Origin of the sequence: Streptomyces sp. NPDC096040, from assembly GCF_040303265.1 — a bacterium.
Classification (GTDB): Bacteria; Actinomycetota; Actinomycetes; order Streptomycetales; family Streptomycetaceae; genus Streptomyces.
The window spans coordinates 263641-288033 of sequence record NZ_JBEOTA010000008.1; the positions used below are offsets into that span (position 1 = coordinate 263641).

Genomic DNA, 24393 nt, shown 5'->3' on the forward strand with positions numbered 1-24393 from the left:
GTCAGTGACCTGGCACGTATCCGCGTTTCTTGTCGACCACGTTCACCAGGGATCTGCCCGCGGCCCACCGCTCGTACAACTCCAGGAACTGAGTGCCCAGTTCGTCCCGCCAGCCGATCGTGTCCCCGCTCATGTGCGGCGAGACGATGAGGCCGGGCGCGTCCCACAACGGGCTGTCCGCGGGCAACGGTTCGGTGGTGAAGACGTCCAGGGCCGCGGCGGCGATCCAGCGCCGGGTCAGGGCCCGCACGAGCGCGTCCTCGTCGACCAGCTGGCCCCGGCCGACGTTGATGAAGCAGGCCGACGGCTGCATCACGCCGAAGCGGTGCGCGTCGAACATGCCGTACGTCTGCTCGGTCAGCGGGGCGGCCGCGATCACCCAGTCCGCGCGGGACATCAGCCGGTCGAGGTCGTCGGGGCCGTGGATGCCGGTCCGCGGGGCGCGGCCGACCAGGGCGGTGGTGATGTCGAGCGCCTTGAGGGTACGGACGATCGCCCGGCCGATCGGGCCGGAGCCCACCACGCACGCGCGGGTGCCGCCGACCCGGCGTGCCTCGCGGTGCCGCCAGGCCCGCTCCCGCTGGAGGCCGAGGGTCTGTGGGAGATCCTTGGCGATCGCGAGGACCAGCGCGGCCACGTACTCGGCGATGGGCCGGTCGAAGACCCCGCGGGCGTTGGTGACGACCGTGTCGGACGCGGCCAGTTCGGGGCACATCAGATGGTCGACGCCCGCGCTCGCGGTGTGCACCCAGCGCGGCCGCGGCCCCTCGCCCGGCCAGGCCGCACGGACGGCGTGCGAGGTGAAGTCCCAGACGAGGAGGACATCGGCCGAAGGCAGCCGGGCCGCCAGGCCCGCCGCGTCCGTGTGCAGGATCCGTGCGTGGCCGGTGAGCCGGCCCAGCCGCGGCGGCGGGTCGGCGTCGAGGACCAGCAGGGTGGGGACGGGCGGCGTCATTCGGGGCGGTCTCCCGGTGTCCGGCAGCGTCTGACATGGGCGGATCGAACGTCTGAGATGCACGGATTGACCACGCTCGCACCCGAACCTACCTTCGTCAACACGGGCGTGACCATCGACCGTTGCCCCTCGACTTCCAGCGTGAGGCCGGTGACTTCCCATGGACGTCTCCTTTCTGGGCGGACCTCGTCCCCAGCGCGGTGTCGGAGTCGTGGCGCCCTTCGACTTCGCCCTGGACCGAGAGCTGTGGCGCTGGGTGCCGGACGACGTGTCCCTGCACCTGACCAGGACGCCGTTCGTGCCGGTCGAGGTCAGCCTCGACCTGGCCCGGCTGGTCAGCGAGCACGAGACACTCGGCGTGGCGGTGCGCGCGCTGACCGCCGTCGCGCCCGAGGTCGTCGCCTACGCGTGCACCTCCGGCAGCTTCGTCGGCGGGATCGCCGGGGAGCGCGCGATGTGCGAGGCGATGACCCGGTCCGGTGCGGTGCCCGCGCTGACCACCTCCGGTGCGCTGCTGGACGCGCTGACCGAGCTGGGCGTACGGCGGCTCGCGCTGGTCACGCCGTACACGGCCTCGGTGACGCGGGTCCTCGAGGAGTACGTCGCGGAGGCGGGCGTCGAGGTGGCCGGCTGTGCGTTCATGGGGCTGACCCGGCACATCTGGCAGGTGCCGTACCGGGACGTGGTGGCCATGGCCCGGCAGGCGGCACGGCCCGGGGCGGCCGACGCCCTGTTCATCTCCTGCACCAACCTGCCCACCTACGACGTCATCCCCCAGCTGGAGGCCGAACTGCGCGTCCCCGTCCTCTCGGCCAACCAGGTAACGATGTGGGCGGCGCTGCGCAGGCTGGGTACCCGAGCCGTTGGGCCCTATCAGGCGCTGATCGGTCATCCGGACGCATCGGCGGCGCCTGAGTGGCCCGTACTGCCGGAAGAACAGCAGGAAGGGTGGACATGACAGCGCTCGGAATCCTCTATCCGGGGCACTCCGCGGAGGACGACTACCCGCGTATCGAGCAGCTCCTCGGCAGCGACATCCGGGTGGACGTCGTCCACACCGACATCGGCGAGGATGCGCACCGGGTGGACGCGCTGCTGGAGATGGGATCGGCCCAGCGGCTGGCGGCCGGGGTGGACGACCTACGGCTCGCGGGCGCCGACGCGGTGGTGTGGGCGTGCACCAGCGGCAGCTTCGTGTACGGCTGGAAGGGCGCCCACCAGCAGATCCGTGACCTCGCCCAGGCGGCCGGGCTGCCGGCGTCGTCCACGTCCTTCGCGTTCGTGCACGCGGCGCGGGAGATCGGGGTACGGCGGGTGGCGGTCGGCGCGACCTACCCGGACGACGTGGCCCAGCTCTTCGCGGACTTCCTGCGGGCCGGGGGCCTGGAGGTCACCGGGGTCCGCCCGTCGGGGATCATTACGGCGGCCGAGGTGGGGACGTGGGGTGAGGAGGAGGTGCTGACCCTGGCGCGGGCCGCGGACGACTCCGGCGCGGAGGCCGTGCTGCTCCCCGACACGGCACTGCATACGGCGGCCCACCTGTCCCTGCTGGAGAAGGCGCTGTCCAAGCCGGTGCTCACGGCGAACCAGGTGACCGTGTGGGAAGGGCTGAGGCTGGCGGACCGCCGGGTGAACGCGCCGGGGCTGGGCACGTTGTTCGTCCGCGAACCGATCGTCCAGGCCTGAGGACACGGTCGGCCGGGCTGACTGACGCGAGGATGGAATAACCGGAGCCCTCCTCCTGTTGTCGCCCCGTGTACAGCTCACGGTCGTAAACAGGAGGCTCTCACCGTGTCGGCAGACGAGATCCGGGGCATCACGCACAGGACCGCCCCCGTCCCCCTCTCCGTACTGGACCTGGTGACCGTCGGCACCGGCAGTACCGCCACCGACGCCCTGCGCACCAGCGTGGAGCTCGCGCGGCTCACCGAGGCGCGCGGATTCCAGCGGTACTGGGTCGCCGAGCACCACTCCATGCCCGGTGTGGCCTCCTCCTCGCCGGCCGTGATCCTCGCCCATCTCGCCGCCCACACGGAGCGGATCCGGCTGGGTTCGGGCGGCGTCATGCTGCCCAACCACGCCCCGCTCGTCATCGCGGAGCAGTTCGGCACGCTGGAGGCCATGGCCCCGGGCCGGGTCGACCTGGGTCTCGGCCGGGCGCCGGGCACGGACGGGGCCACCGCTGCCGCCCTCCGCCGTACCCAGACCCTCAACGAGGGCGCCGACGACTTCCCCCAGCAGCTCGCCGAACTCACCCGGTTCCTGGACGACGACTTCCCGGACGGGCACCCGTACCGCCGGATCCATGCCATCCCCGGACCCGTCCAGAGCACCAGCCCCGGCGGTGTGCAGTCCCCGCACCGCCCGGTCGTCTGGCTGCTCGGCTCCTCCGGTTTCAGCGCCCGGCTCGCCGGCATGCTCGGGCTGCCGTTCGCCTTCGCGCACCACTTCTCCGCTCAGAACACCATCCCGGCCCTCGACCTCTACCGCGAGTCCTTCAGCCCGTCCGCCGTCCTCGACGAGCCATACGCCCTCATCGGCGTCTCCGCGCTCGCCGTGGACGAGGAGCGCGAGGCCCGGCGCCAGGTGCGGGCCGGCGCGGTGAACATGCTGCGGCTGCGCACCGGGCGGCCCGGTCTGTTCCCCGACCCCGACGACGTCGAGAAGCACGAATTCTCCCCGATGGAGGAGGAGTTCGTGCACTCCTGGACCGCCAACATCGTGCACGGCACCGCCGACGAGGTCCGCGCCGGTCTCGACGACCTCCAGAAGCGCACGGGCGCCGACGAGTTGATGCTCACCACGCACGCCCACCGAGGCGAGCTGCGCCTGCGCTCCTACGAACTGATCGCCGACGCCTACGGTTTGCCGACCGGGGTGTCCGCGTAGGTCCGGGTGCCCAGCAGCTCGGAGATACGATCCGGCGTCACCGGCCGCGAGTACAGCCACCCCTGGCCGGTGTCGCAGCCGATGTGCCGCAGCCGGGAGGCCTGCGCCGAGGTCTCGACGCACTCCGCGGTGACGGTGAGGCCGAGCCGGTGGGCCAGCTGGATCATCGCCTCCACCACGACCTCGTCGGCGGGGTTCGGGCGGTCACCCGGGTCGTCGTACTGGAAGCCCCGGACGAAGGAGCCGTCCAGCTTGAGGACCGAGACCGGGAGCCGGCTGAGGTAGGCGAGGTTGGAGTAGCCGGTGCCGAAGTCGTCGATGGCGATACGGACGCCCATGTCGCTGAGGGCCTGAAGGGCCTGCAGCGGGCGGCCCGCCGAGCCCATCACGGCGGATTCGGTGAGCTCCAGTTGGAGCAGGTGCGGCGCCAGGCCGGTCTCGGCGAGGGTCTCCGCCACGTCCGCCACCAGGTCGGAGTCCCAGACCTGGCGCACGGCCACGTTCACGCTCACGAAGATCGGCGGCTCGCCGGGGTGGTCCAGCTGCCACCGGCGGGCCTGACGGCAGGCGGTCCGCAGGGCCCAGCGGCCGAGCGGGACGATCGAGCCGTCCTCCTCCGCCAATCCGATGAACCGATTCGGCGCTAGTGTGCCGAACTGAGGGTGGTTCCATCGGACCAGCGCCTCGACCCCGCTCAGCCGCCCGTCCTCCATGCCCACCAGCGGCTGGTATTCGAGCACGAATTCGCCGCGGTCGATGGCCGGACGAAGGGTGGAGGAGAGCGCCTGACGGGTGACCAGGTGGGCGTTGCGCTCCGGATCGAAGAGCGTCCAGCGGGACTTGCCGTCGGCCTTCGCCCAGTAGAGGGTCGTGTCGGCGGCCTGCATCAGCCCGGTGGCCGTCGTACCCGCCGCATGGCGCTCCACCACCCCGATCGACGCCGACAGGGAGAGCCGCTGGCCGGCCAGGTCGAACGGCGTCTGGAGGGCGGCCAGCGCCGACTCGGCCAGATCGGCCAGCTGCTCCGTGCCCGTCGAGTCCTCGACCAGCAGGGCGAACTCGTCACCGCCGAGCCGGGCCACCAGCGGCGCCCCGGCCCGCGCGCAGCCGGCCTCGTCGGCGACCCGGGTCAGCCGTTCGGCGACGGCGGCCAGCAGCCGGTCGCCCACCCGGTGGCCGAGGGTGTCGTTGACCGCCTTGAAACCGTCAAGGTCCAGGTAGCACAGGCCGATTCGGCCCGTACCGCTCTGCTCGTAGGACTCCGCCTCCAGGGCGGCCGAGAGCCGCTCGAAGAACAACGTCCGGTTGGGCAGCCGGGTCACCGGGTCGTGCATCTGCAAGTGCCGCAGCCGGGCCTGCAGTTCGCGGCGCGCGCTGATGTCGGAGACCGACAGCAGCAGGCCCGGGGTGCCCTTCGCCAGCGGCGAGACGGTGACCTGGACCCACAGCGAGTGCCCGTCGGGGTGCTTCAGCCGGCGGGTGCAGCGCAACTTGGCCTGCCGGCCGCGCAGTACCTCGCGATAGGCGTGCCAGGTACGGGCGTCGGAGGCCAGGTCCACCAGGTCCGCGGCGATCCGCCCGGTCAGGCCGGACGGGTCGGCGCCGATCAGGGTGCCGAACGCCTCGTTGGCGGTGCTGACCAGGCCTTCGCGGTCGACGACGGCCATGGGCAGCGTGGCGGCCGCGAAGGCGTACGCGTAGGTCTTCGGATCTGTCGTCTCGTCTGTCGTCTCGCCTGTCTTCGGGTCGGTTGTCTCGTCGTACGACTTCCGACAGCTCTTGTCACTCTCTGTGACGGCGGACCGGTCGAGGTCTGCCGCGGGCGTCGGCCCTTCGGACGTTCCGCTCACCGCTCGCTCCCGCAGTGCACTCGATCTCTGTCCGTGCAGGAAAGTGTGCCGATCATAGAGGCTGGCCCGAGGGCCTTCCAGCCACTGTCCAGTGTCCACGATGAAGCACCGTTTCTGACAGATCGTTTCTGCCCGCACCTGGACGGGTTCTTGAGTCGCACGGCCACTTGTGACGTTCCGTGAGTTTCTCGGGGTGTCGGCCGTTTGGGTTTCTCACCCTTCTGGTGCAGATAAACAGGTCATAAGTAGACAGACTCACACAGGCTGGGTGCGGTGTCCCGCGAACCGCCCCCGGAGGTCCTTCCGTGCCGCGTCTCCTGCTGCGCAGCACCGCCGCCGTGTTCACCACGATGTCGGCGCTCGTCGCAACGACGATCCTGACCGGACCGTCGGCCGCCGAGCCGTTCTCCACGGCCCCCTGTGCCCTGCACCGCACCGACGCGCACCACTCCGAGGGCGTCGACACCTGGAACGCCGACTACACCCGTCCCACCCACCCGCTCGCGGCCGCGATGGTGTTCCTCTCCTTCCCGGACGCGCTCCCGCGCACCACCCCCGCGGAGCTCGCCGCCGACCACTTCCCGGCCACCAGCCGCTACTTCGAACAGGCCTCCTACGGGAAGTTCGCCATCCGGCCGCACCCGCTGACGCACTGGCTGCGGATGCCCCGGCCCTCGGTCGCCTACGGCATGAAGCGGGACTGGAGCCTGGTGCTGCGGGCCGCCTACCTGCGGGACGCGTTCGCGGTGGCCGATCCCGAGGTCGACTTCTCGCGCTACGACATCGTGTACTTCGTGGCCGACCCGGACGCACCCGGCGTCGACTCCGACGCCACGAAGGTGGTCAACCTGGACACCCCGGTGCACGTGGACGGCACGGACGTCCGCCGGGTCGTCACCGTCTTCGAGAAGCATCCGCCGGACCGGCTGGTTCTCGCCCATGAGACCGGGCATGTCTTCGACCTCCCCGACCTCTACCACCGCCCGGTGGACGGCAAGGGCGACTGGGACACCTACGTCGGCGACTGGGACCTGATGGGCAGCCAGTTCGGGCTGGCGCCGGATCTCTTCGCCTGGCACAAGTGGAAGCTCGGGTGGCTGGATCCGCGCCAGGTGGTGTGCGTACGGGGGACCGGGCCGACCCGGCTGACCCTGGAGCCGCTGTCCGCCGGGCCCGGGGTGCCGGAGAAGGGCGCCGCGGGAGCGCCGGCCTTCGGGCTCGGCGACGGCACCAAGCTGGCGGTGGTGCGCACCGGGCCCGACAGCGTGCTGGCCTTCGAGGCGCGAGGGGCGTCCGGCAACGACAGCGCGGCCTGCCGGCAGGGCATCCTCGTCTACCGGGTCCGCGACGAGACGGCCTCCGGGGGCGGCCCGGTCGAGGTGATCGACGCCCACCCGCGCACCGAGGCCTGCTGGGAGAGCTCCGTCTACCCGCCGCTGGCCGACGCCCCGGTCGCCGTCGGTGAGAGCTTCACGGTGCCGGGGGACGGTGTGAAGGTGGAGGTGGAGGGGCGGACGCCGTCCGGCGCCTGGAATGTGAAGATCACACCGGGCGGTCTGGGCTGAACCCTGACGGCACTGAGGCGAAGGGCGTCAAGGACACGGAGGGCCGGAAAAACGAAGAGCCAAGCTCACAGGAGCTTGGCTCTTCGCCTACTTCGCGTGCGCCGCCAGGGACTCGAACCCCGGACCCGCTGATTAAGAGTCAGCTGCTCTAACCAACTGAGCTAGCGGCGCCTGCTGACGTCGTAGACCTTAGCATCCTGATCGGCGGGAGGAAAAATCGATATCCGCACGGCAGCGCGGGCCGCCCGCACCGCCGCCCAGAGCAGGATTTCCGGCCCGGGGAGCCAGGGGTGCCGGGTGTCCGGGGCCACCAGCCAGCGCGTGCCGGTCGGGGCGGGGGAGCGGTCGCCGTTCAGCGCCGGGACGGTCACCGCGTCGCCGGTGCCGTGGCACAGCAGCGGCGGTACGGTCCCGCCACGGCCGCCCCACTCCTCCCAGTCCAGCAGCGACGGCAGCCGGGCGGCGGTGCCGGGAGCGGCGAACAGGAGCATCCGGCCCCGGAACACCGCGACCGGCCCGGAGCCCGGCCCCTCGTCCCATAACCGGTCCAGCATGCGGCGGCCGAAGAGCGCCGGGGCGTTCACCACGTCGAAGACGGAGCCGCAGGGCAGGACGACCGGGGCGTCCGGCCGCTCCTCCCAGAGAGCGAGCGTGCTCCGCGGATACGTTCCTGCGGAGGCGAGCCAGGCGGCTCCGTCGGAGGTGACCCCGGCGGCGTCGGAACGGGCGCCGGGGCCGGGGAGGGGCGTCTCGTGCGGTGTGCGGCTCATAGGACATTGATACCTACCGTGAGCTGCCACTTGCCGTGAGTTGCGAAAAACCGGGACGGGGCGGAGCGGAGAGGGGTATCTTGCCCGCCTGGCATATGCCGCGCGCTGTCGCCCGCGCCGAGGAGTCCGCTAGACGGGCTCTGCCGGCTCCGCGTCCTCGCTGCCCGTCAGCAGGTCCCGGCCGAACTCGACCATCTTCTTCGCGTAGTCCTCGGTCCACTCGGCCTGCTCGGCGATGTCGGCCGGGGTCAGACGGTCGAAGCGGCGCGGGTCGGCGAGCTGGGCGGCGGCCATGGCCTGGAACTCCACCGCCCGGTCGGTGGCCACGCGGAACGCCTGGGTCAGCTCGGTCGCACGGGCCAGCAGCGCCCCGGGGTCGTCGATCGACTCCAGGCCGAAGAAGTGCTCAGGGTCGGCGACCGCTTCCACTGGCTCGAAGAGCAGGGGCGCGGGGCGTAGCCGCGGTTCGTTCCGACGCGGCGTGGGCTCCGCCATGTCTGGTCCTCCTCGTACGGTTCGATGCCTACGTTTCGATGGCCACCGTCCATTCTCTCGCGCCCGCGCAAGCCCACCCCAAGGCCGCCGGCTCACTCTGTGCACGGTGTCCGTCAGGGTCGCCAGGTCACTCGGCGCTCGGCCAGGTGGGCCATGACCGCGTGGTTCGCCTCCCAGCCGTCCGGGCTGTATTCATCGGCCGCCTCCGGCGGCGTGCCGGACTCCGTCCGGCGGATGGGCCGGTGAGCCGGGTGTCCGTCAGGGTCGCCAGGTCACTCGGTGCTCGGTCAGGTGGGCCATGACCGCGTGGTTGGCCTCCCAGCCGTCCGGGCTGCATTGATCGGCCGCCTCCGGCGGCGTGCCGGACTCCGTCCGGCGGATGGGCCGGTGAGCCGGGTGTCCGTCAGGGTCGCCAAGTTACTCGGTGCTCGGTCAGGTGGGCCATGACCGCGTGGTTCGCCTCCCAGCCGTCCGGGAACTTCACGATCGTGCCCAGCTGGACGGGTTCCGTCGACGGGTAGTCGTCCAGGAGGTCGGTCACGCCGGCGCGGCAGACGACGATGCAGGCCTGGCGGTGCCGAGAGGCGAGGACGCACAGGCGGCCCGTCTCCAGGTGGAAGGCGGTGGCGTCGGGGCGGCCGGAGAGGGGGTGGAGGACGACTGTGACGTCGTACTCGCGGCCCTGGAGGCGATTCGCCGTGTCGACGGTGATGTCCGTCACGCCCAGCTCCGCCAGCGCCGCCCGGACCGCCGCCGCCTGGTCCCGGTGGGCCGTGCCGACGGCGATCCGGTCGGCGGTGAGGGGCGAAGGGTCGGGCGAGCGCTCGGAGACGGCCGCCCCGCCGCGGTCGCGGAGCCGTCGTACCACCGTCGCCACCGCGCGGACCGCCTCCGGGTCGGTGCGCGGGGTGTGCCGGGCGGGCAGCTCCAGCAGGCCCCAGCCGGACTCCGCCGCCTCGTCGATCACCCGGTCGGGTCCGGAGCCGTCGGAGGGGACGGCGAAGGTCAGCCGCCGGTCGCCGTGGTCGGTGCCGCTGCGGAACGGGGTGTACGGGTAGAAGGCGCCGGAGACGAGTGGGGCCGCCGACGCGGGCAGCCGCCAGGAGACCGGGAGCCGGTGCTGGGGGAGGCCCGGGTTGTGGGCGAGGAGAGTGGAGACCGCCGAGGCGGAGGGGTCGTACGACAGGCCCGCCCACTGTTCGCTGCCCACGGTCGCGAACGGGTCCAGCTGACCGGGGTCGCCCACGAACAGCGCCCGTTCGAACAGACCGGCCACCGCGAGCAGCGAGTCCGAGCGCATCTGGTACGCCTCGTCGACGATCGCGTGCCGCCAGGGCTCGTCCACGGTGACATGCGCCCACTTCGCGGCGGTGGACAGCACGACCGGCGCCTCCTTGAGGTCGGCCGCCTTCGCCGACTTGCGGACGTTCGGCAGGTCGTCCAGCGCCTTGTCGTACGGGTCGGCGTCACTGCTGTGCAGCCGGCCCACGGGCAGCTCCGGGTTCTTCTCGGCGAGCCTGAGGACCAGGTCGTCGACCTGCGCGTTCGTCTGCGCGACCACCATCAGCGGGCGCCCCGCGTCGGCGAGTTCGAGCGCGGCGCGGACCACCAGCGTGGACTTGCCGGCGCCCGGCGGGGAGTCCACGACCACGCCCCGGTCGGTGCCGTGCAGGGTGTCGTGGAGGATCGCGGTGGTGGCGCGGGTGGCGGCCGCACCCGGGTCGAGATCGACGTCGGCCGTCACAGCACATCCTCCTCGGTCACCGTGTCGGCCGCCTCCGGTGCGGCCTCGCCCGGCGGGCCGCCGTGGGTCCACGGGGTCGCCTCCGGGTCGGGCAGCTTCGCCCCGCCGCGCTGCTCGTGTTCGAACAGGGTGAAGGTGAGCCGGTCGCCCTTCTCCGGGACGGACCCCTTCTCCGGCTCCCTGCCCCGGCCCATCTTGTCCAGGACCCGGAGCACCAGGACCCCCTCGGCCTCGTACCCGACGAACTCCATCGACTGCGGCTTGCCGCCCAGCGAGCGGTACGCCTTCGCACGCTCCCCGAGATGCGGCCGGTCCTCCGTGCGCACGGTCACCAGCGGGCGCGGGCTGGGCCGCTTGCCCTCGCTGTACGCCATGACGACATCGAGGACCTCCCCCGCGAACGCCTCCCCCGCCAGCCGCCGCCCCGCCATCACCAGCGGATCGTCCAGTGCCTCCTGGGCGTCCAGCCGGGCCTGTTCGCGCTCGCGGGTGGCCAGCTTGTTGGCGGCGGTGACCGCGTCGTCGCGGCGCGGCTGCGGCGGCTCACCGGCGAGCACCCGGTCGCGGTGGCCGGTGAACGACCAGCGGTCGCGGGTCCACCGCTCCTCGACCCGGGCGCCCTCCGGCAGCCGGTGCAGCAGATCCAGCCCACGCCAGACCGCGTCCCAGGTGGGCCGGGTCCGGCTTGCGACGAGGTCGCGGATCTCCCGCTCGGCGGCGGTGAGGATGGCCAGCCGGTTGTCGGCCTGGAGGCCGTCCTCGGCGCCGGCCAGGGCGGTGCGGGCGCGGTCGTAGCGCTCGAAGGCGGGGGCCAGCAGCTTGTTGTCGAACGCCGGGTCGGTGGCCGGGCCGGCCGGCGGGCACAGCAGCTGCCCTTCGCCGTCCCGCGCCAGCTCGGCGTGGCGCGCCGCCTCCGCGCCCGAGGTGCCGGCCGGCGGGCTGATCCACGCGAGCAGCGCGCCCAGGTGCTGGTCCTCGACGCCGGACTGCCCGGTCGCCCAGTGCCGGGAGAGCAGGTCCGTCATGGCGAGGAGGAGGGAGGAGCCGGGGACGCGGGCGCGCTCGCCGAAGTGGGTGAGCCAGCGGCCGAGCAACGGCACCCGGGGCGGGGCCGGGTAGGGCGCCTCCGGGTCCTGCTCCGCCGTGCGCCTGAAGCGCATCGACCGCCCCAGCAGCCGTACGTACTCGATGCCCGTGCGGCCAGGGACGATCAGCTGGGGGGCGTCCGCGCACAGTTCCACCTCGACCTTGACCCGCTTTCCGGTCTCGGGATCGGTCTCGGTGCGCTCGGCGGCCTCGACGGAGTCGGCGTAGGAGTCCAGGTACGGCAGGACGATGTCGGCCAGCTCGGCGAGGAACGCGAACCGCAGATCACGGTCGCGCGGCTGCGGTACGACCAGCAGGCGCGGGGTGTCCCGGTCGGTGCCGACCAGGGCGCCGAGGGGTGCTCCCGCCTCACCCGAGGTGGTGAGCGGCACGAAGACGAGGGGGCGCTCGGACAGGTGCCGGTGGCGGACGGTCGCGGCGGGCTGGGCGGTGCCCGTGCTCACGGCTTCGAGACGGGCGAGGGTGGTGATCAGGGACACGCGGCCCCCTGGAGGGCCTCGGCGCGCAGGGCCGCCGCACGGCGCAGGGCCGCGACCGCCGGATCGCCGGGGTCGCCGCTCTCGCCGCGTGCCGCCGACAGGACGTCCTCGACGGTGGTCAGCCCGCCCAGCTCGGCCCGGACCGCGCGGCCGAGCGTGGTGACCTCGTCGGCCGCGCGGGAGCGCTGCCGGCAGTGGAAGGCCAGTTCGCAGGCGGACAGGCACTCGGGCGCGTAGGCCGCCGGGACCGCGTCGACGGCCGCCGTCAGCTGCTCGGCGGGCAGGCCGGGGGCGAAGCAGGTGCCCTCCGGAAGGGTGTCGGCGATGTCCTGGACGCGGGTGAGCCGGGTCAGTTGGCGGGCGGTGACCGCGCGCTGCTTGCGGACGTCGACGGCGGAGGCGGTGGGCAGGTTGGAGAAGTCCTTGGGGCAGACCAGCAGCACGTCGTGCCGCACCCGCGGGGCGGGGTCGAGCCGGGCCGCGACCTCCTCGAGGGCCAGCACGTACACCGCCGCCTGCCGGGCGGCCGCCCCCACCTTCGCCGGGTCCGCCGAACCGTCCAGCACCGGGAAGGACTTGATCTCCACGACCGTCCAGCTGCCGTCGGGGTGCACGACCACCGCGTCCGGCTCCAGGAACGCCGGGGAGCCGGCCACCTGGAGGGCCAGCATCGGATGGTCGAGGAGAACCCAGCCGCGTGTCCCGTCCGCCTCGCCGTCCGTCTCGCTCGTCCCGGCGGCCTCGCGCAGCGCCAGTGCCGTACGGGCCGTACGCCCCTCGGGGCCGATCGCGGACAGGTCGGGCACAGCGGCCCGCTCGGCCGGCTCGGCGCCCGGATCGAGGTGCTTGCGCACCAGCCGCAGCAACTCCGCCCCGCCGTCCGCCTTCACCCTCGCCTCGAAGGCGTTGCCCCGGGTCAGCGCGAACTGCGACTGGCCGAAGCCCGACGGTGAGCCGAGGGCGCTCGCCAGCGCGGTCTTGTCCACCCCGGCCCCGTCCAGGATCGCCCGCCGCCTGCACCCAGGGTTCGCGGCGAGCGCCGCGAGGGCACGCGCGTCGAGGGCCTTGGCGGGGACGTCGGGGCCGCGCAGCTCAGCGAGCCGGTGCCGGAGCGCCGTCCCCCGCGTCGGTGGGGGAGACGTCCGGTTCGGCTCCGGAGGCGAGCCGGGACTCGCGCTGCGATGGAATTCGCTCACCCGCCGAAGTCTGGCATCCACCACTGACAATCGGGGAAACTGCGCCGCCGGAGCGTGCTGCGACCAGCGAGGTGCCCCGGGTCACCCGGACCCGGACGAGGTCCGCGACCCGCATCACGTACGGCGAGATCAGGTAGCCGACGCCCATCACGAACACGCCCGCGACCGCGTCCAGGAAGTAGTGGTTGGCGGTGCCCATCACGACGATCGCGGTGAGCAGCGGGTAGGCCACGCCGAGCACCTTGGTCAGCCGGTTGCCGCCGTAGCGCCACAGCATCACCCCGCACCACAGCGCCCAGCCGCAGTGCAGACTCGGCATCGCCGCGTACTGGTTGGTCATGCCGCCGAGACCGCGCGGGGCGCTGGCGTCGCCGCCCCACCAGCCGTGCGAGCTGTACTGCGCCATCGAGTCGACGAAGCCGTACTTCGTGTCCAGCAGCCGGGGCGGGCAGGTGGGCAGCAGGGTGAAGCCGATCAGACCGATGAACGTGGACGTCATCAGCCAGGTGCGGGCCCGCCGGTAGGCCTCGGCGCGCATGCGGAACAGGAAGACCAGGATCACCGGGGTGACCAGGTAGTGCAGTGAGGCGTACCAGAAGTCGGCCGGTATGCCGAGCCATGCCTCGCGCGTGAACAGGCGGTTGAGCGGGTGCTCGGCGTTGAGGTGCAGGGCCTTCTCGATGCGCAGGATGGCCAGGCCGTGGTCGATGGCGGTGGCGTTGTCGCCACGGGCGAGCAGGCGGCCGGCCGTGTAGCAGCCGTACACCAGCAGGATCAGCGGCAGTTCGGTCCACCAGCGCAGCGGGGTTCGCGCAGTCACCTCGGTGCCCGGTTTCTCGGTCTGCGGCATCCGACTGCCTCCCCCTTCTCGTCCCTGTCTGCGCGGCGCCCGGCTGGCCGACCGTGACACTTTACGTTGCGCGCATTCCCGCCCATGCGGGGCGCTCAGCCCTCAAAGACGCGGAGACCGCCCGCCGGGTTGCCCGTTCCCTGCGTCTTCCCGGCGTGGGTGATGATGGAGGTGTCCCGCTTCCGAATTTCTCCCGAAAGGTTCACTCTCCATGGCACCGCGCATCCTGCTGGCCCGGCACGGACAGACGGAGTGGTCGCTGTCCGGCAAGCACACCGGCAGGACCGACGTACCGCTTCTGGAGGAGGGCCGGCGTGGGGCCAAGCTGCTGGGTGAGCGCCTGCACCGGCCGCCGCTCGACGGCCTCGCGGACGCCGAGATACGCACCAGTCCGCTGGCACGCGCGCGTGAGACCTGCGAGCTGGCGGGGTTCGGCGATCGCGCGACCCACTGGGACACGCTGATGGAGTGGGACTACGGCGCGTACGAAGGCCTGACCCCGGCCGAGATCCAGGCGTTCCGGCCGGGCTGGCTGATCTGGCGCGACGGTGTCCCCGAGGGCGAGACGATCGCGGAGGTCACCGCGCGCGCGGACGAGGTGGTGGCGTGGGCGCGCGCCGCCGACCGGGACGTACTGGTCTTCGCCCACGGGCACATACTGCGGTCGATCGGGGCGCGGTGGCTGGGGCTGGGGCTGGACTTCGCGGCGCGGATCCGGCTGAACCCGACGTCGCTGTCGGTGCTGGGGTGGGCTTACGGGGAGCCTGCGATCGAGAGCTGGAACGACCTGGGGCACCTGGCCGGCTGAACGGCGGGGTGCCGCTTACCGGCGCCGGCCGGTGCCGCTGCGCCCACCCTCCCCCGCTCTCGGCTTCGCTCGAGCGGGGGGACCCCCATCGCCCAAGCGGCACGACTGCCCGCAGATGTGTAGCGGACGCGACTACAGCGCCCCCTTGGGGGCGCGGGGAACTGCGCGACCAGCCCCCACCGGCCCGCAGTCGCCCACCGACCCCCACCACCGGTCTCGGCCCTACACCCCCCTGGGTGTAGACGCATGCCGGTCCAGGAACTCCTGGACCCCGCTCGCCCGCCGATGCGGCAGCAGCACCCGCGCCGTGCCCGCCAGCATCCCCTGGATACGGGACGACTGGACCTGGTCCAGCAGGTCCAGGACCCGCAGCCCCGCCATTGCCGCCTCGTCGGGGCGCCCCCCGCGGGCGAGGTCGTCCGCGAGCTCCGCCGTGTACAGCGCGATGTTCCTCGTGAAGTGCGGATTCTGCAGCTCGGCGGCCCTGCGCGCATGCCGTGAGGCCCGCCGCCAGTCGCCCAGCGTGGACCAGCACTGCGCCTCCAGGCCCTCCAGCTCGGCCTCTCCGTAGAAGCTCATCCACTCGGGGTCGGCGTCCGAGTGGCCCCGCTCGAAGAGGGCCTGCGCACGGGCCAGGGCCTGCTCGCAGCCCGTGCGGTCGGCGAGCCCCGCCCAGCCGCCCGCCTCGCGCAGCGCGAGCAGGGACATCAGGCGGGCCGAGCCCAGGGGCCGGCCGACCCGCTGCGCGGCCTGGGCCGCGCGCACCGCTTCCCTCGGCCGCCCCGCGTCCCGCGCGAGGAACGCCGTGTTGCAGAAGGCGTGCGCCTCCAGCCCCGGGTCCCCGGTCATCCGCGCCGTCGCCAGTGCCTCCGCGTAGTGCGAGCGGGCGTCGTCGAAGCGGCCGGAGTCATGGGCCAGCCAGCCCACCGAGATGGCCAGTTCACCGGCGCCCGAGTGCAGCCGGTCGGCGGTCGTCTGCCGGGTCGCGCCCGCGTCCAGCAGCGCGTACGCCGCGCGCAGCGGAGCCGCCGCGCGCCGGTACAGTCCGTCCGCGCCGTGCCGGTCGTCGAGCAGCCGGATCCGGCGTACGGCCTCTTCCAGGGCGGCCGCATGCGAGGACCCGGCCCGGTGTACCGGCCGGTCCGCCGCCACGGCGTCGATGGTGGACCCCAGGGGGGCCAGCGTGGCGGCGGCCACCGCGGCGCCCCCGCCGGTCATGAATAGGCGACGCAGCACGTCGCTCTCCTCGTAGTTGTCGTGCGTCTCGTACGTGTCCTGCGGGTGATACGTGTCGTGCGGTTGAAACCTGTCCTGCTGGTCATACGGCTCGATGGCGCCCTGTGCCTCACCTCTCGCGAGCGCGAGGGAGAGGGGCGCGTCCTCGGGCGGCCGGGCCCCGCGTCCGCGGACGGACGAGCGGGGCGCGAAGCCGAGGTCGGCGAGCGTGCGACCGGGGAACATGTGCAGGAACACCCGTTCGTACGCGTAGTTCGGGCAGCGGATCTCACCCGCCTCGACCCGGCCGATGTAGCGCGCGTCACAGCTCACCCGCTCGCCGATCTCGCGGGCGGCACGCCGAACCAGCGCGGCGAACTCGGCCGGCGAGTGCCGGCCGCGCAGTTGCCGGAAGGCGAGGTTCGGCCGTACCGGCCGATCGGGCTGAGACGGGGTCGTGGTTGACGACGCCATGGCCGGGTCCTCTCGTGCGAACCGTCGAACCATGCCGGGCTCATGGTGAGTTGTCCGAGTGGACCCTTGATTCCGGCGGGCAAGAACGTACCTGCTGTGTCGGACCCATGACGCTGCGTTTGGCTACAAACCGGATATCTCATGCACGATCTGCCATGAACTGCCATCCTTTGCGGCTGACTTCCGCCGTAGCCGTTGACGCGGTGGCGCGTTGGACGTCATGGACCACAAGAGGGCTGCGCGGTGGAGGCCGGGATGGAGACCAGCCAGAGCAACGACCCTTGTACGCCGTCGAGGACTTCGGCGGCAGACGATGCGGGATGCGACCTTGTGACGGTGCCGGCCCGGCAGGGCCTGGAGGCGGTCGACATCCTGCGCCGGGGGGCCGGGGACGCGGTGGGGCCCGTGCTTCACGACGACGGGGCGGACACGCTCGGCTTCGTGGTGCCGGCCGGTACGGCGGCGGGCTGGGACGTACCCGGCAGCACCTGTACCGGGACCGACGGGCGCGGACTGCGGCTCAACCCCGAGCCGCCGGTCGAGGGCTCCGACTGGCTGCTGCCCCCCGACGAGGCCGACCTCGCGACGGACCCGGCGCTGCTGCGCCGGGCGCTCGGGGAGGCGGCACGGCTGATCAAGGCCGCGGACAGCTGCTGCTGAATTTCCCGTACGGCCGCTGCCTGCGAAAATGGTTGGATGGGCAAGTCCAGGAACTCACGGCGCCGGTCGGCCGCCGCTGCCGAGGCCGTGGTCGAGGCCGTCGACGGCGGCCTCGCCCAGCTCATACCCGACCCCGAGCGCAGCCGCGCCTGGACCCTGCTCATCGACGGTGCCCCGCAGTCGCACGTCGACCTCGACGATCCCGCGTACCTCTCCTTCGAGTACCAGCGCCGCCTCGGCCATGTGATCGACCTGGTGGCACCGCCGGGCAAGCCGGTGCAGGTCCTGCACCTCGGCGGCGGGGCGTTCACGCTGGCGCGGTATGTCGCGGTGACCCGGCCCCGGTCCACGCAGCAGATCGTGGAGCGGGACGCGACCCTCGTCCAACTGGTGCGGCGGGAGCTGCCGGTGGATCCGACCGCGCGGATACGGGTGCGGTCCGTGGACGCCCGGGAAGGGCTGGGCAAGGTGCCGGAGGGATGGGCGGACCTGGTCATAGCTGATGTGTTCAGCGGGGCACGCACGCCCGCGCACTTGACGTCCACGGAGTTCCTCGACGAGGTACGGAGGGTGCTGCGGCCGGGGGGCGTTTACGCGGCGAACCTCGCGGACGGGCCGCCGCTCTCGCACCTCAGGGGGCAGATCGCCACGGCGGTGGCGCGGTTCGCGGAGGTCGCGGTGGTGGCGGATGCGGGGGTGTGGCGGGGGAAGCGGTTCGGCAACGCGGTGCTGGTCGCGGCCGACGTCCAGCTGCCTGTGGGGGAGCTGACCCGGCGCTGTGCTTCCGACTCTCACCCCGGGCGCGTCGAACACGGGCGGGGGTTGAGGGACTTCACCGGTGGGGCGGTCGCCGTGACGGATGAAGTGGCTGTGGCTTCGCCCTCTCCGCCGCCTTCGGTGTTTCGGTGAGCGGTCAGTAGGTCTCGACCTGCACTTGCGGCGGGCCGTCGTGCCATGTGCAGAACACCGACACCCGGTCCGTGGTCTTGGCGAACTCGATGCGGATCCAGGACTCCGTCTTCCACACCTGCATCGACCAGCCCGTCCCCGGTGTCGCCGAGACGAGGGTCGCGCTGGTCTTCCCCAGATCGAAGACCGCTCGGCCACCGTCCGTGTCGTAGGCCTTGACCTCCCCGGACGCGGTGGCGGACGGGGTCGGGGTGGCCGCGGGAGTGCGGGAGGGCGTCGGGGTGGGAGTCGCCGACGGGCGGGGGGAGACGGTGGGCGAGGGGCTCGGCGGGCGGGACGTGGCCGACGCCGGCGGCTTGGAACCCTGCGTCGTCGGGTCGTCGTCCACCGCCATGACGGGCAGGGCGCGCGGCGGGTCGTAGGCCGTGCCCGCCATCACCGTGTGGACCCCCCACCACGACAGCGTGACCGCCGCGCCCGTGGCGAGCAGCCAGGCCAGTACGTGTACGAGTCCTCTGCGCATCGCGGGCCATACTGCCTCAGGGGTACCGCCGTGCGCACTCGTCCCGAGTTATCCACAGGCTCCGACCGGCGCATGCCGCATGGCGTACGGTGCGGCGCATGGCAAGTGTGCTCGTGGTCGAGGACGACCAGTTCGTACGCTCGGCGCTGATCCGGCATCTCACCGACGCCTCGCACACCGTGCGCAGCGTCGGTACGGCACTGGAGGCGCTGCGCGAGGTCGCCCATTTCCGTTTCGACGTGGTCGTCCTGGACCTCGGACTGCCGGACCTGGACGGCTCCGAGGCCCTGAAGATGCTGCGCGGGATCACCGATGTACCGGTGATCATCGCCACCGCCCGGGACGACGAGACGGAGATCGTCCGGCTGCTCAACGCCGGTGCGGACGACTATCTGACCAAGCCCTTCTCCGTGGAGCACCTGTCGGCGCGGATGTCCGCCGTGCTGCGCCGGGCGCGGTCGGGCGGGGGAGAGGCGGCGCCGTCCAGTGTGCTGCGGGTCGGCGGGCTGACCGTCGATCCGCTGCGCCGGCAGGCCGAGTTGGACGGGGTACGGCTGGATCTCACCCGGCGCGAGTTCGATCTGCTGGCGTTTCTGGCCGGGCGGCCCGGGGTCGTCGTACCGCGCAAGGAACTGCTGGCTGAGGTGTGGCAGCAGTCCTACGGGGACGATCAGACCATCGACGTGCATTTGTCCTGGCTGCGGCGGAAGTTGGGGGAGACGGCGGCCCGGCCGCGTTATCTGCACACACTTCGGGGAGTCGGTGTGAAGCTGGAGCCACCGGGCGGGGAAGCGAGGCCGGTCGGATGAGATGGGCACTGGTCAAGGTCTGTCTGGCGGTCACCGCGATGGTCGTGGTCGCCTTCGCGGTCCCGCTCGGTCTGGTCGTCAAGGAGATGGCCCGGGACCGCGCCTTCTCCAACGCCGAGCGGGAGGCGGCCGCCGTCGCCCCCGCCCTGTCCATCACCACCGACCGGGACAAGCTGGAGCGGGTGGTGGCCTCGGCCGGCGCCGACCGGGGCATGGCCGTGCACATACCCGCGTCGGGAGACGGTGCCGCCGTCGACATAGGCCGGCAGCGCGCCGCCGACGGGGACATCGCGACCGTACGGAAGCTGGGGCGTGCCTCCACGACCGGGGTGGCGGGCGGCTCGACCCTGTTGCAGCCCGTCGCGCTCAGCTCCGGTGCCATCGCGGTCGTCGAGGTGTACGTCCCCGAGTCCGAGGTGACCAACGGCGTCTCCACGGCCTGGGCTGTGCTCGCCGCCGTCGGCCTGGCGCTGATCGTCGGCTCGGTGGCCGTCGCCGACCGGCTGGGCGTACGGATGGTGCAGCCGGCCCAGCGGCTGGTCGAGGGCGCACATGAACTGGGGGAGGGCAAGCTGGGGTCGCGGGTGCCCGAGGAGGGACCGACCGAACTGCGGCTGGCGGCGGTCGCGTTCAACTCGATGGCCGACCAGGTCGTACAACTCCTGGCGAACGAGAGGGAGCTGGCAGCCGATCTGTCGCATCGACTGCGGACCCCGCTCACCGTGCTGCGGCTCAACACCGCCTCGCTCGGGGACGGGCCGGCCGCCGAGCAGACCCGGGCCGCCGTCGCCCAGTTGGAGCGTGAGGTCGACACCATCATCCGGACCGCACGGGAGGCCAAGCCGCAGACGGCGGCCGCCGGGCCGGGCGCCGGATGCGACGCGGCAGAGGTGGTGCGGGAGCGAATGGAGTTCTGGTCGGCGCTCGCGGAGGACGAGGGCCGCAAGTGGCGGGTGGCCGGTGTCGACCGGCCGGTGCGCATACCCGTGGCCCGCGCCGACCTGGCCGCCGGGCTCGACGCGCTGCTCGGCAATGTCTTCCGGCACACCGCCGAGGGCACCGCCTTCGCGGTGGACGTGCACAACGGGGAGGACGCCGTCATCGTGCTGGTCTCCGACGCCGGGCAGGGCATCCGGGACCCGGAGGCGGCGATGGCCCGGGGGCGGGGCTCGGGGTCGGCCGGGTCGACCGGGCTCGGCCTGGACATCGTGCGCCGGCTCGCCGAGTCGACCGGCGGGGATGTGCGGATCGGCTCGTCGGTGCTCGGCGGGACCGAGGTGCGGATCTGGATCCAGCTGGACGGCAGGAAGCCGGAGCGGAAGGGGCATCGGGGGTCGGTGCGCAGGCGCCGTTCGCGCAGGCAGCCGGGGGAGGCGGGCAGGAGAGGAACCGGGGAGACCAAGAAAATTGGTCTCGACCTTTAATCGGTCCCGATCCCTTCCTTAAGCGCACCCTAAGATCCCCAACGCCCGTCCCTATCAGGATGTTTGTCCGTTTCCCGGTCGCTAGCGTGCTGCCGCACCCCCCATTTCGGCAGGCGAAGGCAGGCACGCGCATGAGCACGCACCGGCGCAGCATCAGTGGCAGGAACAAGGCGATAGGCGGTCTGGTCGCCGCGGCCGTGGTCGGTGGCGGGGCGATCCTGTTCACCGGGATCGCGCAGGCGGCCGGGGTCGGCGCCGCGTACACCAAGACCAGCGACTGGTCGACCGGGTACACCGCGCAGTACGTCGTGACGAACAACAGCGGCGCGACGGAGAAGGACTGGACCCTGGAGTTCGACCTGCCGGCCGGCGCGAAGCTCAGCTCGCTGTGGAACGCCGAGTCCACGGTCAGCGGTCAGCACGTGACCGTGAAGCCGGCGAAGTGGGACACGGACGGCCTCGCGGCCGACGAGTCGGTCACCGTCGGCTTCGTGGTCAACGGCAGTGGGGACCCGACCGGTTGCCGTATCGACAACGCGAGCTGTTCGGCGGACGGCACGGCGATCCCGGAGCCCAGCGGCCGCCCGACGCAGTCCACCACGCCGACCGCGACCCCGACCGCCACTGCCTCCGCCACCTCCACCCCCACCGCGACGGCCACCCCCACCGCGTCGCCCACCCAGAGCAGCGGCACCGGCACCACCGCCTCCGCCGGCTTCGCCCCGTACGTCGACACCTCCCTCTACCCGGCGTTCGACCTTCTCGCGGCCGCCGACGCGACCGGTGTGAAGAACTACAACCTCGCCTTCATCACCGACGGCGGCGGCTGCACGCCGAAGTGGGGCGGGGTGACGGACCTGGCCAGTGACGGTGTCGCCTCCCAGATCGGCGCCCTGCGCGCCAAGGGCGGTGACGTCCGGGTCTCCTTCGGCGGCGCCTCCGGCTCGGAGCTCGCGACCACCTGCTCCTCGGCGGACGCGCTGGCGACGGCGTACGGCAAGGCCGTGGACGCCTACAAACTGACCAAGGTCGACTTCGACGTGGAGGGCGGCGCGCTGCCCAACACCACGGCGAACACCAACCGCGCGAAGGCCATCGCCAAGCTCCAGGCGAGCCACCCGGACCTGGACGTCTCCTTCACCCTCCCGGTCATGCCGGAGGGCCTCACCCAGGACGGCGTGAACCTGCTGTCCAACGCCAAGGCCAACGGTGTGAAGATCAGCACCGTCAACATCATGGCGATGGACTACGGCGCCTCGTACAACGGCGACATGGGCACCTACGCCACCCAGGCCGCCACCGCCACCCAGGCCCAGATCAAGAGCGTGCTCGGCCTCTCCGACGCCGCCGCCTGGAAGACGGTGGCCGTCACCCCGATGATCGGCGTCAACGACGTCTCCGCCGAGGTCTTCAAGGTGGCCGACGCCACCCAGCTCGTCGACTTCGCCAAGTCCAAGGGCCTCGGCCGGCTGTCGATGTGGTCGGCCACCCGCGACAAGCAGTGCGACGGCGGCGCCAAGCCCACCGCCGACGCCACGTGCAGCTCGATCGCCCAGGACAAGTACGCCTTCTCGAAGGCGTTCGCCGCGATCGGCTGACGCGACCGACAGGGCCTGGAAGACCCCCGGCCCTCCGAAGCCCCCGAACCCGCCAGGTCCGCCCGGCCCGCCCATGGGCGGGCCGTGGTGGTGGAAGCCGTCGAGGATCGCGTCGGCCAGGAGCATGCCGCCAACCCCCGCCGCGCCCGCGACCAGGGCCGTCTTCCACCAGGCGCTGTACCAGCCGCCGGGGACGGTACGGCCGCCGACCGTACCGCCGGGGTAGTAGTACGGAGTCCCCGTGCCGAGGCGGTCCGAGGACGTGTACGTCCGGCCGCCCACCGTCACCTGCCGGCCCGCCGCGGCCACGCCCGTCGGCGGCAGCGCCGGACCCGGATCGAGGCCCAGGGCGGTGCGGGCCGCCCGTACGTGGTGCAGGCCTTCGACGGCGGTCTGGGTGACCAGCGCGTACTGCGCCGGGGTGTACGCCGTCGCCAGCCGGCCCTGGGCCGCACGATGGCGTTCCGCCGCGTCCGCCAGTGCCTGCCGGGCCGCCCGGTCTTCGTCCGCCTGAAGTGTCGCGATACCGCCGCCGAGCCGGTCCACCCAGCGGGTGGCCTCCGCCCCGGCGTCGGCGGTGAGGTCCTGCCATGCCGGCTGCCCGGCGCCGCCCGCGGTCCGCTGCCGGCTTCGGGTGACGAAGGCCGTCACTCCGCCGATGACCAGCGCGCCATCACCAGCGCGATGAAACCCATGACGCCTCGGTCGTCCCCTGTCCCCGAAGTTCGATCACCTCGTACGTCCTGTGGGACGCCCGGGAGTTGAGAGACCGCTGATCGGTGCCTGAGCGGTTGCTGTGAGGTGCCCAGAGGGACGCAAGAGAGGCGCGGCAGGGGAGCAGGACCGTCGTTGCCGTACCCGACGGTGGCTCACATGCTGGGTTCGGTGCCCGTCGCGGAGCGCCGGAGAGAGGTGGTCAGGTGTCCGTCGGGACGAGTGACGAGGTGTCCGTCGAGACGAACGGCCCAGCCAAGCCCGGGCGTTCGGGCCGCTGGGGTGCCCTGCTGACCCGGGTGTCGGTGGGCGTGGCCGCGGGCTGGCTGGTGCTGCTTGCCGTCCGCCCGCTGCTCGGCGGCCGGGTGTGGTGGTGGGTGCTGGTCGACCTGCTGCCGCCGCTCGCCCTGCTCCTGGTGCCGGCCGGGTTCCTGGTGGCTGAGGGTGTGGTCCTGCTGCGCCGGCGCGGCCGTCCGACCCGGCGGCACCGCTGGCTCGTCGGGCTGGCCGCGCTCGGCCTGGCCCTCGCCGTCCCGCAGTCGGGAGTGAACTGGCGGGCCCTCGGACCCCACGACCGGGCCCCTGCCGACGCGCTGAAGGTGGTCTCCTGGGACACCCTGGAGTGGCACCAGGGCAATGACCCCGACGCCTTCTACCGCTATCTGAAGAGCAGCGGGGCGGACGTCTACGTGCTTCAGGAGTACATGGAGATACGCGACGGCGAGCCGGTACCCGTGGACGACTCCGCCCGGCTGCGTGCGGCCTTCCCCGGCTATCACTTCGCCTCCGCCGGGGAACTGCTCACCATCTCCCGCTATCCGATCACGACCCGGACCGTCGTCCGGGCGCCGCTGCCCGCACCTCTGACGTCCTGGGACGACTACTGGAACATCAGGGCGCTGCGCACGGACATCGAGGCCGACGGCAAGGAGATCTCCCTCTACAACGTCCATCTCCCCGACCAGTTCTCGCTGGAGTCCAGCCCGCTCTCCACCGGGTTCTACCGGATCGTCGACGACCTCGACCACCGCCGCCGCGCGGTGCTGCGGGCGCTCCAGGAGGAGATCGCCGGCAACCCCCGGCCCAAGCTGGTGGCCGGTGAGTTCAACGTGGTGCCGGGCTCCGGCGAACTGCGTTGGCTGGACGGGCTGACGGACGGGGCGCACTCCTCGCGTTCCCTGTACCCGGTGTCGTTCTGGGTCGGCAAGCTCCAGGCCTGGCGGCTGGACTGGGCCTTCTCCGGCTCCGGGGCCCGGATCGACGAGTACCGGCTGACCGATCCCGGGGCGCTGTCGTCGCACCGGGCCCAGGAGTTCCGCTTCTCCGGCTGAGGGTCGAGGGCCGAGGGCCGAGCAGCAC

The 24393-nt window shown here is 72.4% G+C and carries 21 protein-coding genes and 1 tRNA gene; 11 read left to right on the plus strand and 11 right to left on the minus strand.

The genetic code is table 11. The features are described 5' to 3' along the window. Position 1 precedes the first annotated feature (1 nt). On the minus strand, positions 2-955 hold the full coding sequence (locus ABTY98_RS13330; protein WP_352221001.1) for a D-2-hydroxyacid dehydrogenase: 954 nt from the start codon (positions 953-955) through the stop codon (positions 2-4). 160 nt (positions 956-1115) lie between these two features. On the opposite strand from ABTY98_RS13330, the gene ABTY98_RS13335 reads away from it, so the two are divergent. From ABTY98_RS13335 to ABTY98_RS13345, 3 genes are all read left to right on the plus strand, one after another. Further along, a complete protein-coding gene (locus ABTY98_RS13335) occupies positions 1116-1913 on the plus strand; it encodes a maleate cis-trans isomerase family protein (protein WP_352221002.1) in 798 nt (265 codons plus the stop codon). Next, entirely contained in the window at positions 1910-2641 is a 732-nt protein-coding gene (locus ABTY98_RS13340; RefSeq protein ID WP_352221003.1) for a maleate cis-trans isomerase family protein, read from the plus strand. Before ABTY98_RS13335 ends, ABTY98_RS13340 begins: the two co-directional genes overlap by 4 nt. A gap of 105 nt (positions 2642-2746) precedes the next feature. Further along, positions 2747-3844 (plus strand): LLM class flavin-dependent oxidoreductase, encoded by a 1098-nt coding sequence (locus ABTY98_RS13345; RefSeq protein WP_352221004.1) that lies wholly within the window; start codon positions 2747-2749, stop codon positions 3842-3844. Here ABTY98_RS13345 and ABTY98_RS13350 read toward each other — a convergent pair. After that, a complete protein-coding gene (locus tag ABTY98_RS13350; protein ID WP_352221005.1) occupies positions 3814-5694 on the minus strand; it encodes a putative bifunctional diguanylate cyclase/phosphodiesterase in 1881 nt (626 codons plus the stop codon). The two genes, ABTY98_RS13345 and ABTY98_RS13350, sit on opposite strands and share 31 nt — an antisense overlap. Positions 5695-6044: 350 nt before the next feature. Here ABTY98_RS13350 and ABTY98_RS13355 point away from each other — a divergent pair, with 350 nt between their 5' ends. After that, on the plus strand, positions 6045-7259 hold the full coding sequence (locus tag ABTY98_RS13355) for a M6 family metalloprotease domain-containing protein (protein ID WP_352221057.1): 1215 nt from the start codon (positions 6045-6047) through the stop codon (positions 7257-7259). Between the two features lie 97 nt (positions 7260-7356). On the opposite strand, the gene ABTY98_RS13360 is transcribed toward ABTY98_RS13355, so the two are convergent. The 7 genes from ABTY98_RS13360 to ABTY98_RS13390 form a co-directional block, all read right to left on the minus strand. Beyond that, positions 7357-7430, minus strand: a tRNA-Lys gene (locus ABTY98_RS13360). Then, entirely contained in the window at positions 7421-8029 is a 609-nt protein-coding gene (locus ABTY98_RS13365) for a bifunctional DNA primase/polymerase (protein WP_352221006.1), read from the minus strand. The genes ABTY98_RS13360 and ABTY98_RS13365 overlap by 10 nt, the downstream gene beginning before the upstream one ends. A gap of 129 nt (positions 8030-8158) precedes the next feature. Next, the gene (locus ABTY98_RS13370) at positions 8159-8524 is read right to left on the minus strand and encodes a DUF8844 domain-containing protein (RefSeq protein WP_352221007.1); all 366 of its coding nucleotides are present in this window, start codon (positions 8522-8524) and stop codon (positions 8159-8161) included. A gap of 403 nt (positions 8525-8927) precedes the next feature. Next, entirely contained in the window at positions 8928-10268 is a 1341-nt protein-coding gene (locus ABTY98_RS13375) for an AAA family ATPase (RefSeq protein WP_352221008.1), read from the minus strand. After that, entirely contained in the window at positions 10265-11854 is a 1590-nt protein-coding gene (locus ABTY98_RS13380; protein WP_352221009.1) for a hypothetical protein, read from the minus strand. Before ABTY98_RS13380 ends, ABTY98_RS13375 begins: the two co-directional genes overlap by 4 nt. After that, positions 11845-13050: a hypothetical protein gene (locus tag ABTY98_RS13385; protein WP_502994214.1), complete on the minus strand. Its 1206-nt coding sequence runs from the start codon at positions 13048-13050 to the stop codon at positions 11845-11847. Before ABTY98_RS13385 ends, ABTY98_RS13380 begins: the two co-directional genes overlap by 10 nt. Next, a complete protein-coding gene (locus ABTY98_RS13390; RefSeq protein WP_352221010.1) occupies positions 12947-13900 on the minus strand; it encodes a phosphatase PAP2 family protein in 954 nt (317 codons plus the stop codon). The genes ABTY98_RS13385 and ABTY98_RS13390 overlap by 104 nt, the downstream gene beginning before the upstream one ends. Before the next feature lie 211 nt (positions 13901-14111). Between ABTY98_RS13390 and ABTY98_RS13395 the strand changes: the two genes are divergently transcribed. Beyond that, complete coding sequence (locus ABTY98_RS13395; RefSeq protein WP_352221011.1) at positions 14112-14708, plus strand: histidine phosphatase family protein; 597 nt, start codon at positions 14112-14114, stop codon at positions 14706-14708. 222 nt (positions 14709-14930) lie between these two features. Here ABTY98_RS13395 and ABTY98_RS13400 read toward each other — a convergent pair whose 3' ends face one another. After that, positions 14931-16397, minus strand: coding sequence for an NsdA family TPR-like regulatory protein (locus ABTY98_RS13400; RefSeq protein ID WP_352221012.1), 1467 nt, complete (start codon positions 16395-16397; stop codon positions 14931-14933). A gap of 255 nt (positions 16398-16652) precedes the next feature. Between ABTY98_RS13400 and ABTY98_RS13405 the strand changes: the two genes are divergently transcribed. Together ABTY98_RS13405 and ABTY98_RS13410 are read left to right on the plus strand one after the other, a co-directional pair. Then, positions 16653-17057, plus strand: a complete 405-nt coding sequence (locus tag ABTY98_RS13405; protein WP_352221013.1) for a hypothetical protein — start codon at positions 16653-16655, stop codon at positions 17055-17057. 36 nt (positions 17058-17093) lie between these two features. Beyond that, positions 17094-17966, plus strand: coding sequence for a spermidine synthase (locus ABTY98_RS13410; protein ID WP_352221014.1), 873 nt, complete (start codon positions 17094-17096; stop codon positions 17964-17966). Between the two features lie 4 nt (positions 17967-17970). Here ABTY98_RS13410 and ABTY98_RS13415 read toward each other — a convergent pair whose 3' ends face one another. After that, positions 17971-18489, minus strand: coding sequence for a hypothetical protein (locus tag ABTY98_RS13415; RefSeq protein ID WP_352221015.1), 519 nt, complete (start codon positions 18487-18489; stop codon positions 17971-17973). A 98-nt stretch (positions 18490-18587) separates the two neighbouring features. On the opposite strand from ABTY98_RS13415, the gene ABTY98_RS13420 reads away from it, so the two are divergent. From ABTY98_RS13420 to ABTY98_RS13435, 4 genes are all read left to right on the plus strand, one after another. Further along, entirely contained in the window at positions 18588-19298 is a 711-nt protein-coding gene (locus tag ABTY98_RS13420; RefSeq protein WP_352221016.1) for a response regulator transcription factor, read from the plus strand. Further along, positions 19295-20722 (plus strand): sensor histidine kinase, encoded by a 1428-nt coding sequence (locus ABTY98_RS13425; protein ID WP_352221017.1) that lies wholly within the window; start codon positions 19295-19297, stop codon positions 20720-20722. Before ABTY98_RS13420 ends, ABTY98_RS13425 begins: the two co-directional genes overlap by 4 nt. Before the next feature lie 131 nt (positions 20723-20853). Further along, complete coding sequence (locus ABTY98_RS13430; protein ID WP_352221018.1) at positions 20854-22320, plus strand: glycoside hydrolase family 18 protein; 1467 nt, start codon at positions 20854-20856, stop codon at positions 22318-22320. A 920-nt stretch (positions 22321-23240) separates the two neighbouring features. Continuing rightward, positions 23241-24365 carry an endonuclease/exonuclease/phosphatase family protein gene (locus tag ABTY98_RS13435; protein ID WP_352221019.1) on the plus strand — a complete coding sequence of 375 codons (1125 nt, stop codon included), beginning with the start codon at positions 23241-23243 and terminating at the stop codon, positions 24363-24365. The last annotated feature ends 28 nt before the right edge of the window (positions 24366-24393 follow it).

Coding starts and splice junctions, on each gene's coding strand:
- ABTY98_RS13415 (WP_352221015.1), bottom strand. CDS start 18,489: ATGCGCAGAGGACTCGTACACGTACTGGCCTGGCTGCTCGCCACGGGC.
- ABTY98_RS13410 (WP_352221014.1), top strand. CDS start 17,094: ATGGGCAAGTCCAGGAACTCACGGCGCCGGTCGGCCGCCGCTGCCGAG.
- ABTY98_RS13390 (WP_352221010.1), bottom strand. CDS start 13,900: ATGCCGCAGACCGAGAAACCGGGCACCGAGGTGACTGCGCGAACCCCG.
- ABTY98_RS13355 (WP_352221057.1), top strand. CDS start 6,045: ATGTCGGCGCTCGTCGCAACGACGATCCTGACCGGACCGTCGGCCGCC.
- ABTY98_RS13425 (WP_352221017.1), top strand. CDS start 19,295: ATGAGATGGGCACTGGTCAAGGTCTGTCTGGCGGTCACCGCGATGGTC.
- ABTY98_RS13335 (WP_352221002.1), top strand. CDS start 1,116: ATGGACGTCTCCTTTCTGGGCGGACCTCGTCCCCAGCGCGGTGTCGGA.
- ABTY98_RS13340 (WP_352221003.1), top strand. CDS start 1,910: ATGACAGCGCTCGGAATCCTCTATCCGGGGCACTCCGCGGAGGACGAC.
- ABTY98_RS13395 (WP_352221011.1), top strand. CDS start 14,112: ATGGCACCGCGCATCCTGCTGGCCCGGCACGGACAGACGGAGTGGTCG.
- ABTY98_RS13420 (WP_352221016.1), top strand. CDS start 18,588: ATGGCAAGTGTGCTCGTGGTCGAGGACGACCAGTTCGTACGCTCGGCG.
- ABTY98_RS13365 (WP_352221006.1), bottom strand. CDS start 8,029: ATGAGCCGCACACCGCACGAGACGCCCCTCCCCGGCCCCGGCGCCCGT.
- ABTY98_RS13430 (WP_352221018.1), top strand. CDS start 20,854: ATGAGCACGCACCGGCGCAGCATCAGTGGCAGGAACAAGGCGATAGGC.
- ABTY98_RS13400 (WP_352221012.1), bottom strand. CDS start 16,397: ATGGCGTCGTCAACCACGACCCCGTCTCAGCCCGATCGGCCGGTACGG.
- ABTY98_RS13405 (WP_352221013.1), top strand. CDS start 16,653: ATGGAGACCAGCCAGAGCAACGACCCTTGTACGCCGTCGAGGACTTCG.
- ABTY98_RS13330 (WP_352221001.1), bottom strand. CDS start 955: ATGACGCCGCCCGTCCCCACCCTGCTGGTCCTCGACGCCGACCCGCCG.
- ABTY98_RS13370 (WP_352221007.1), bottom strand. CDS start 8,524: ATGGCGGAGCCCACGCCGCGTCGGAACGAACCGCGGCTACGCCCCGCG.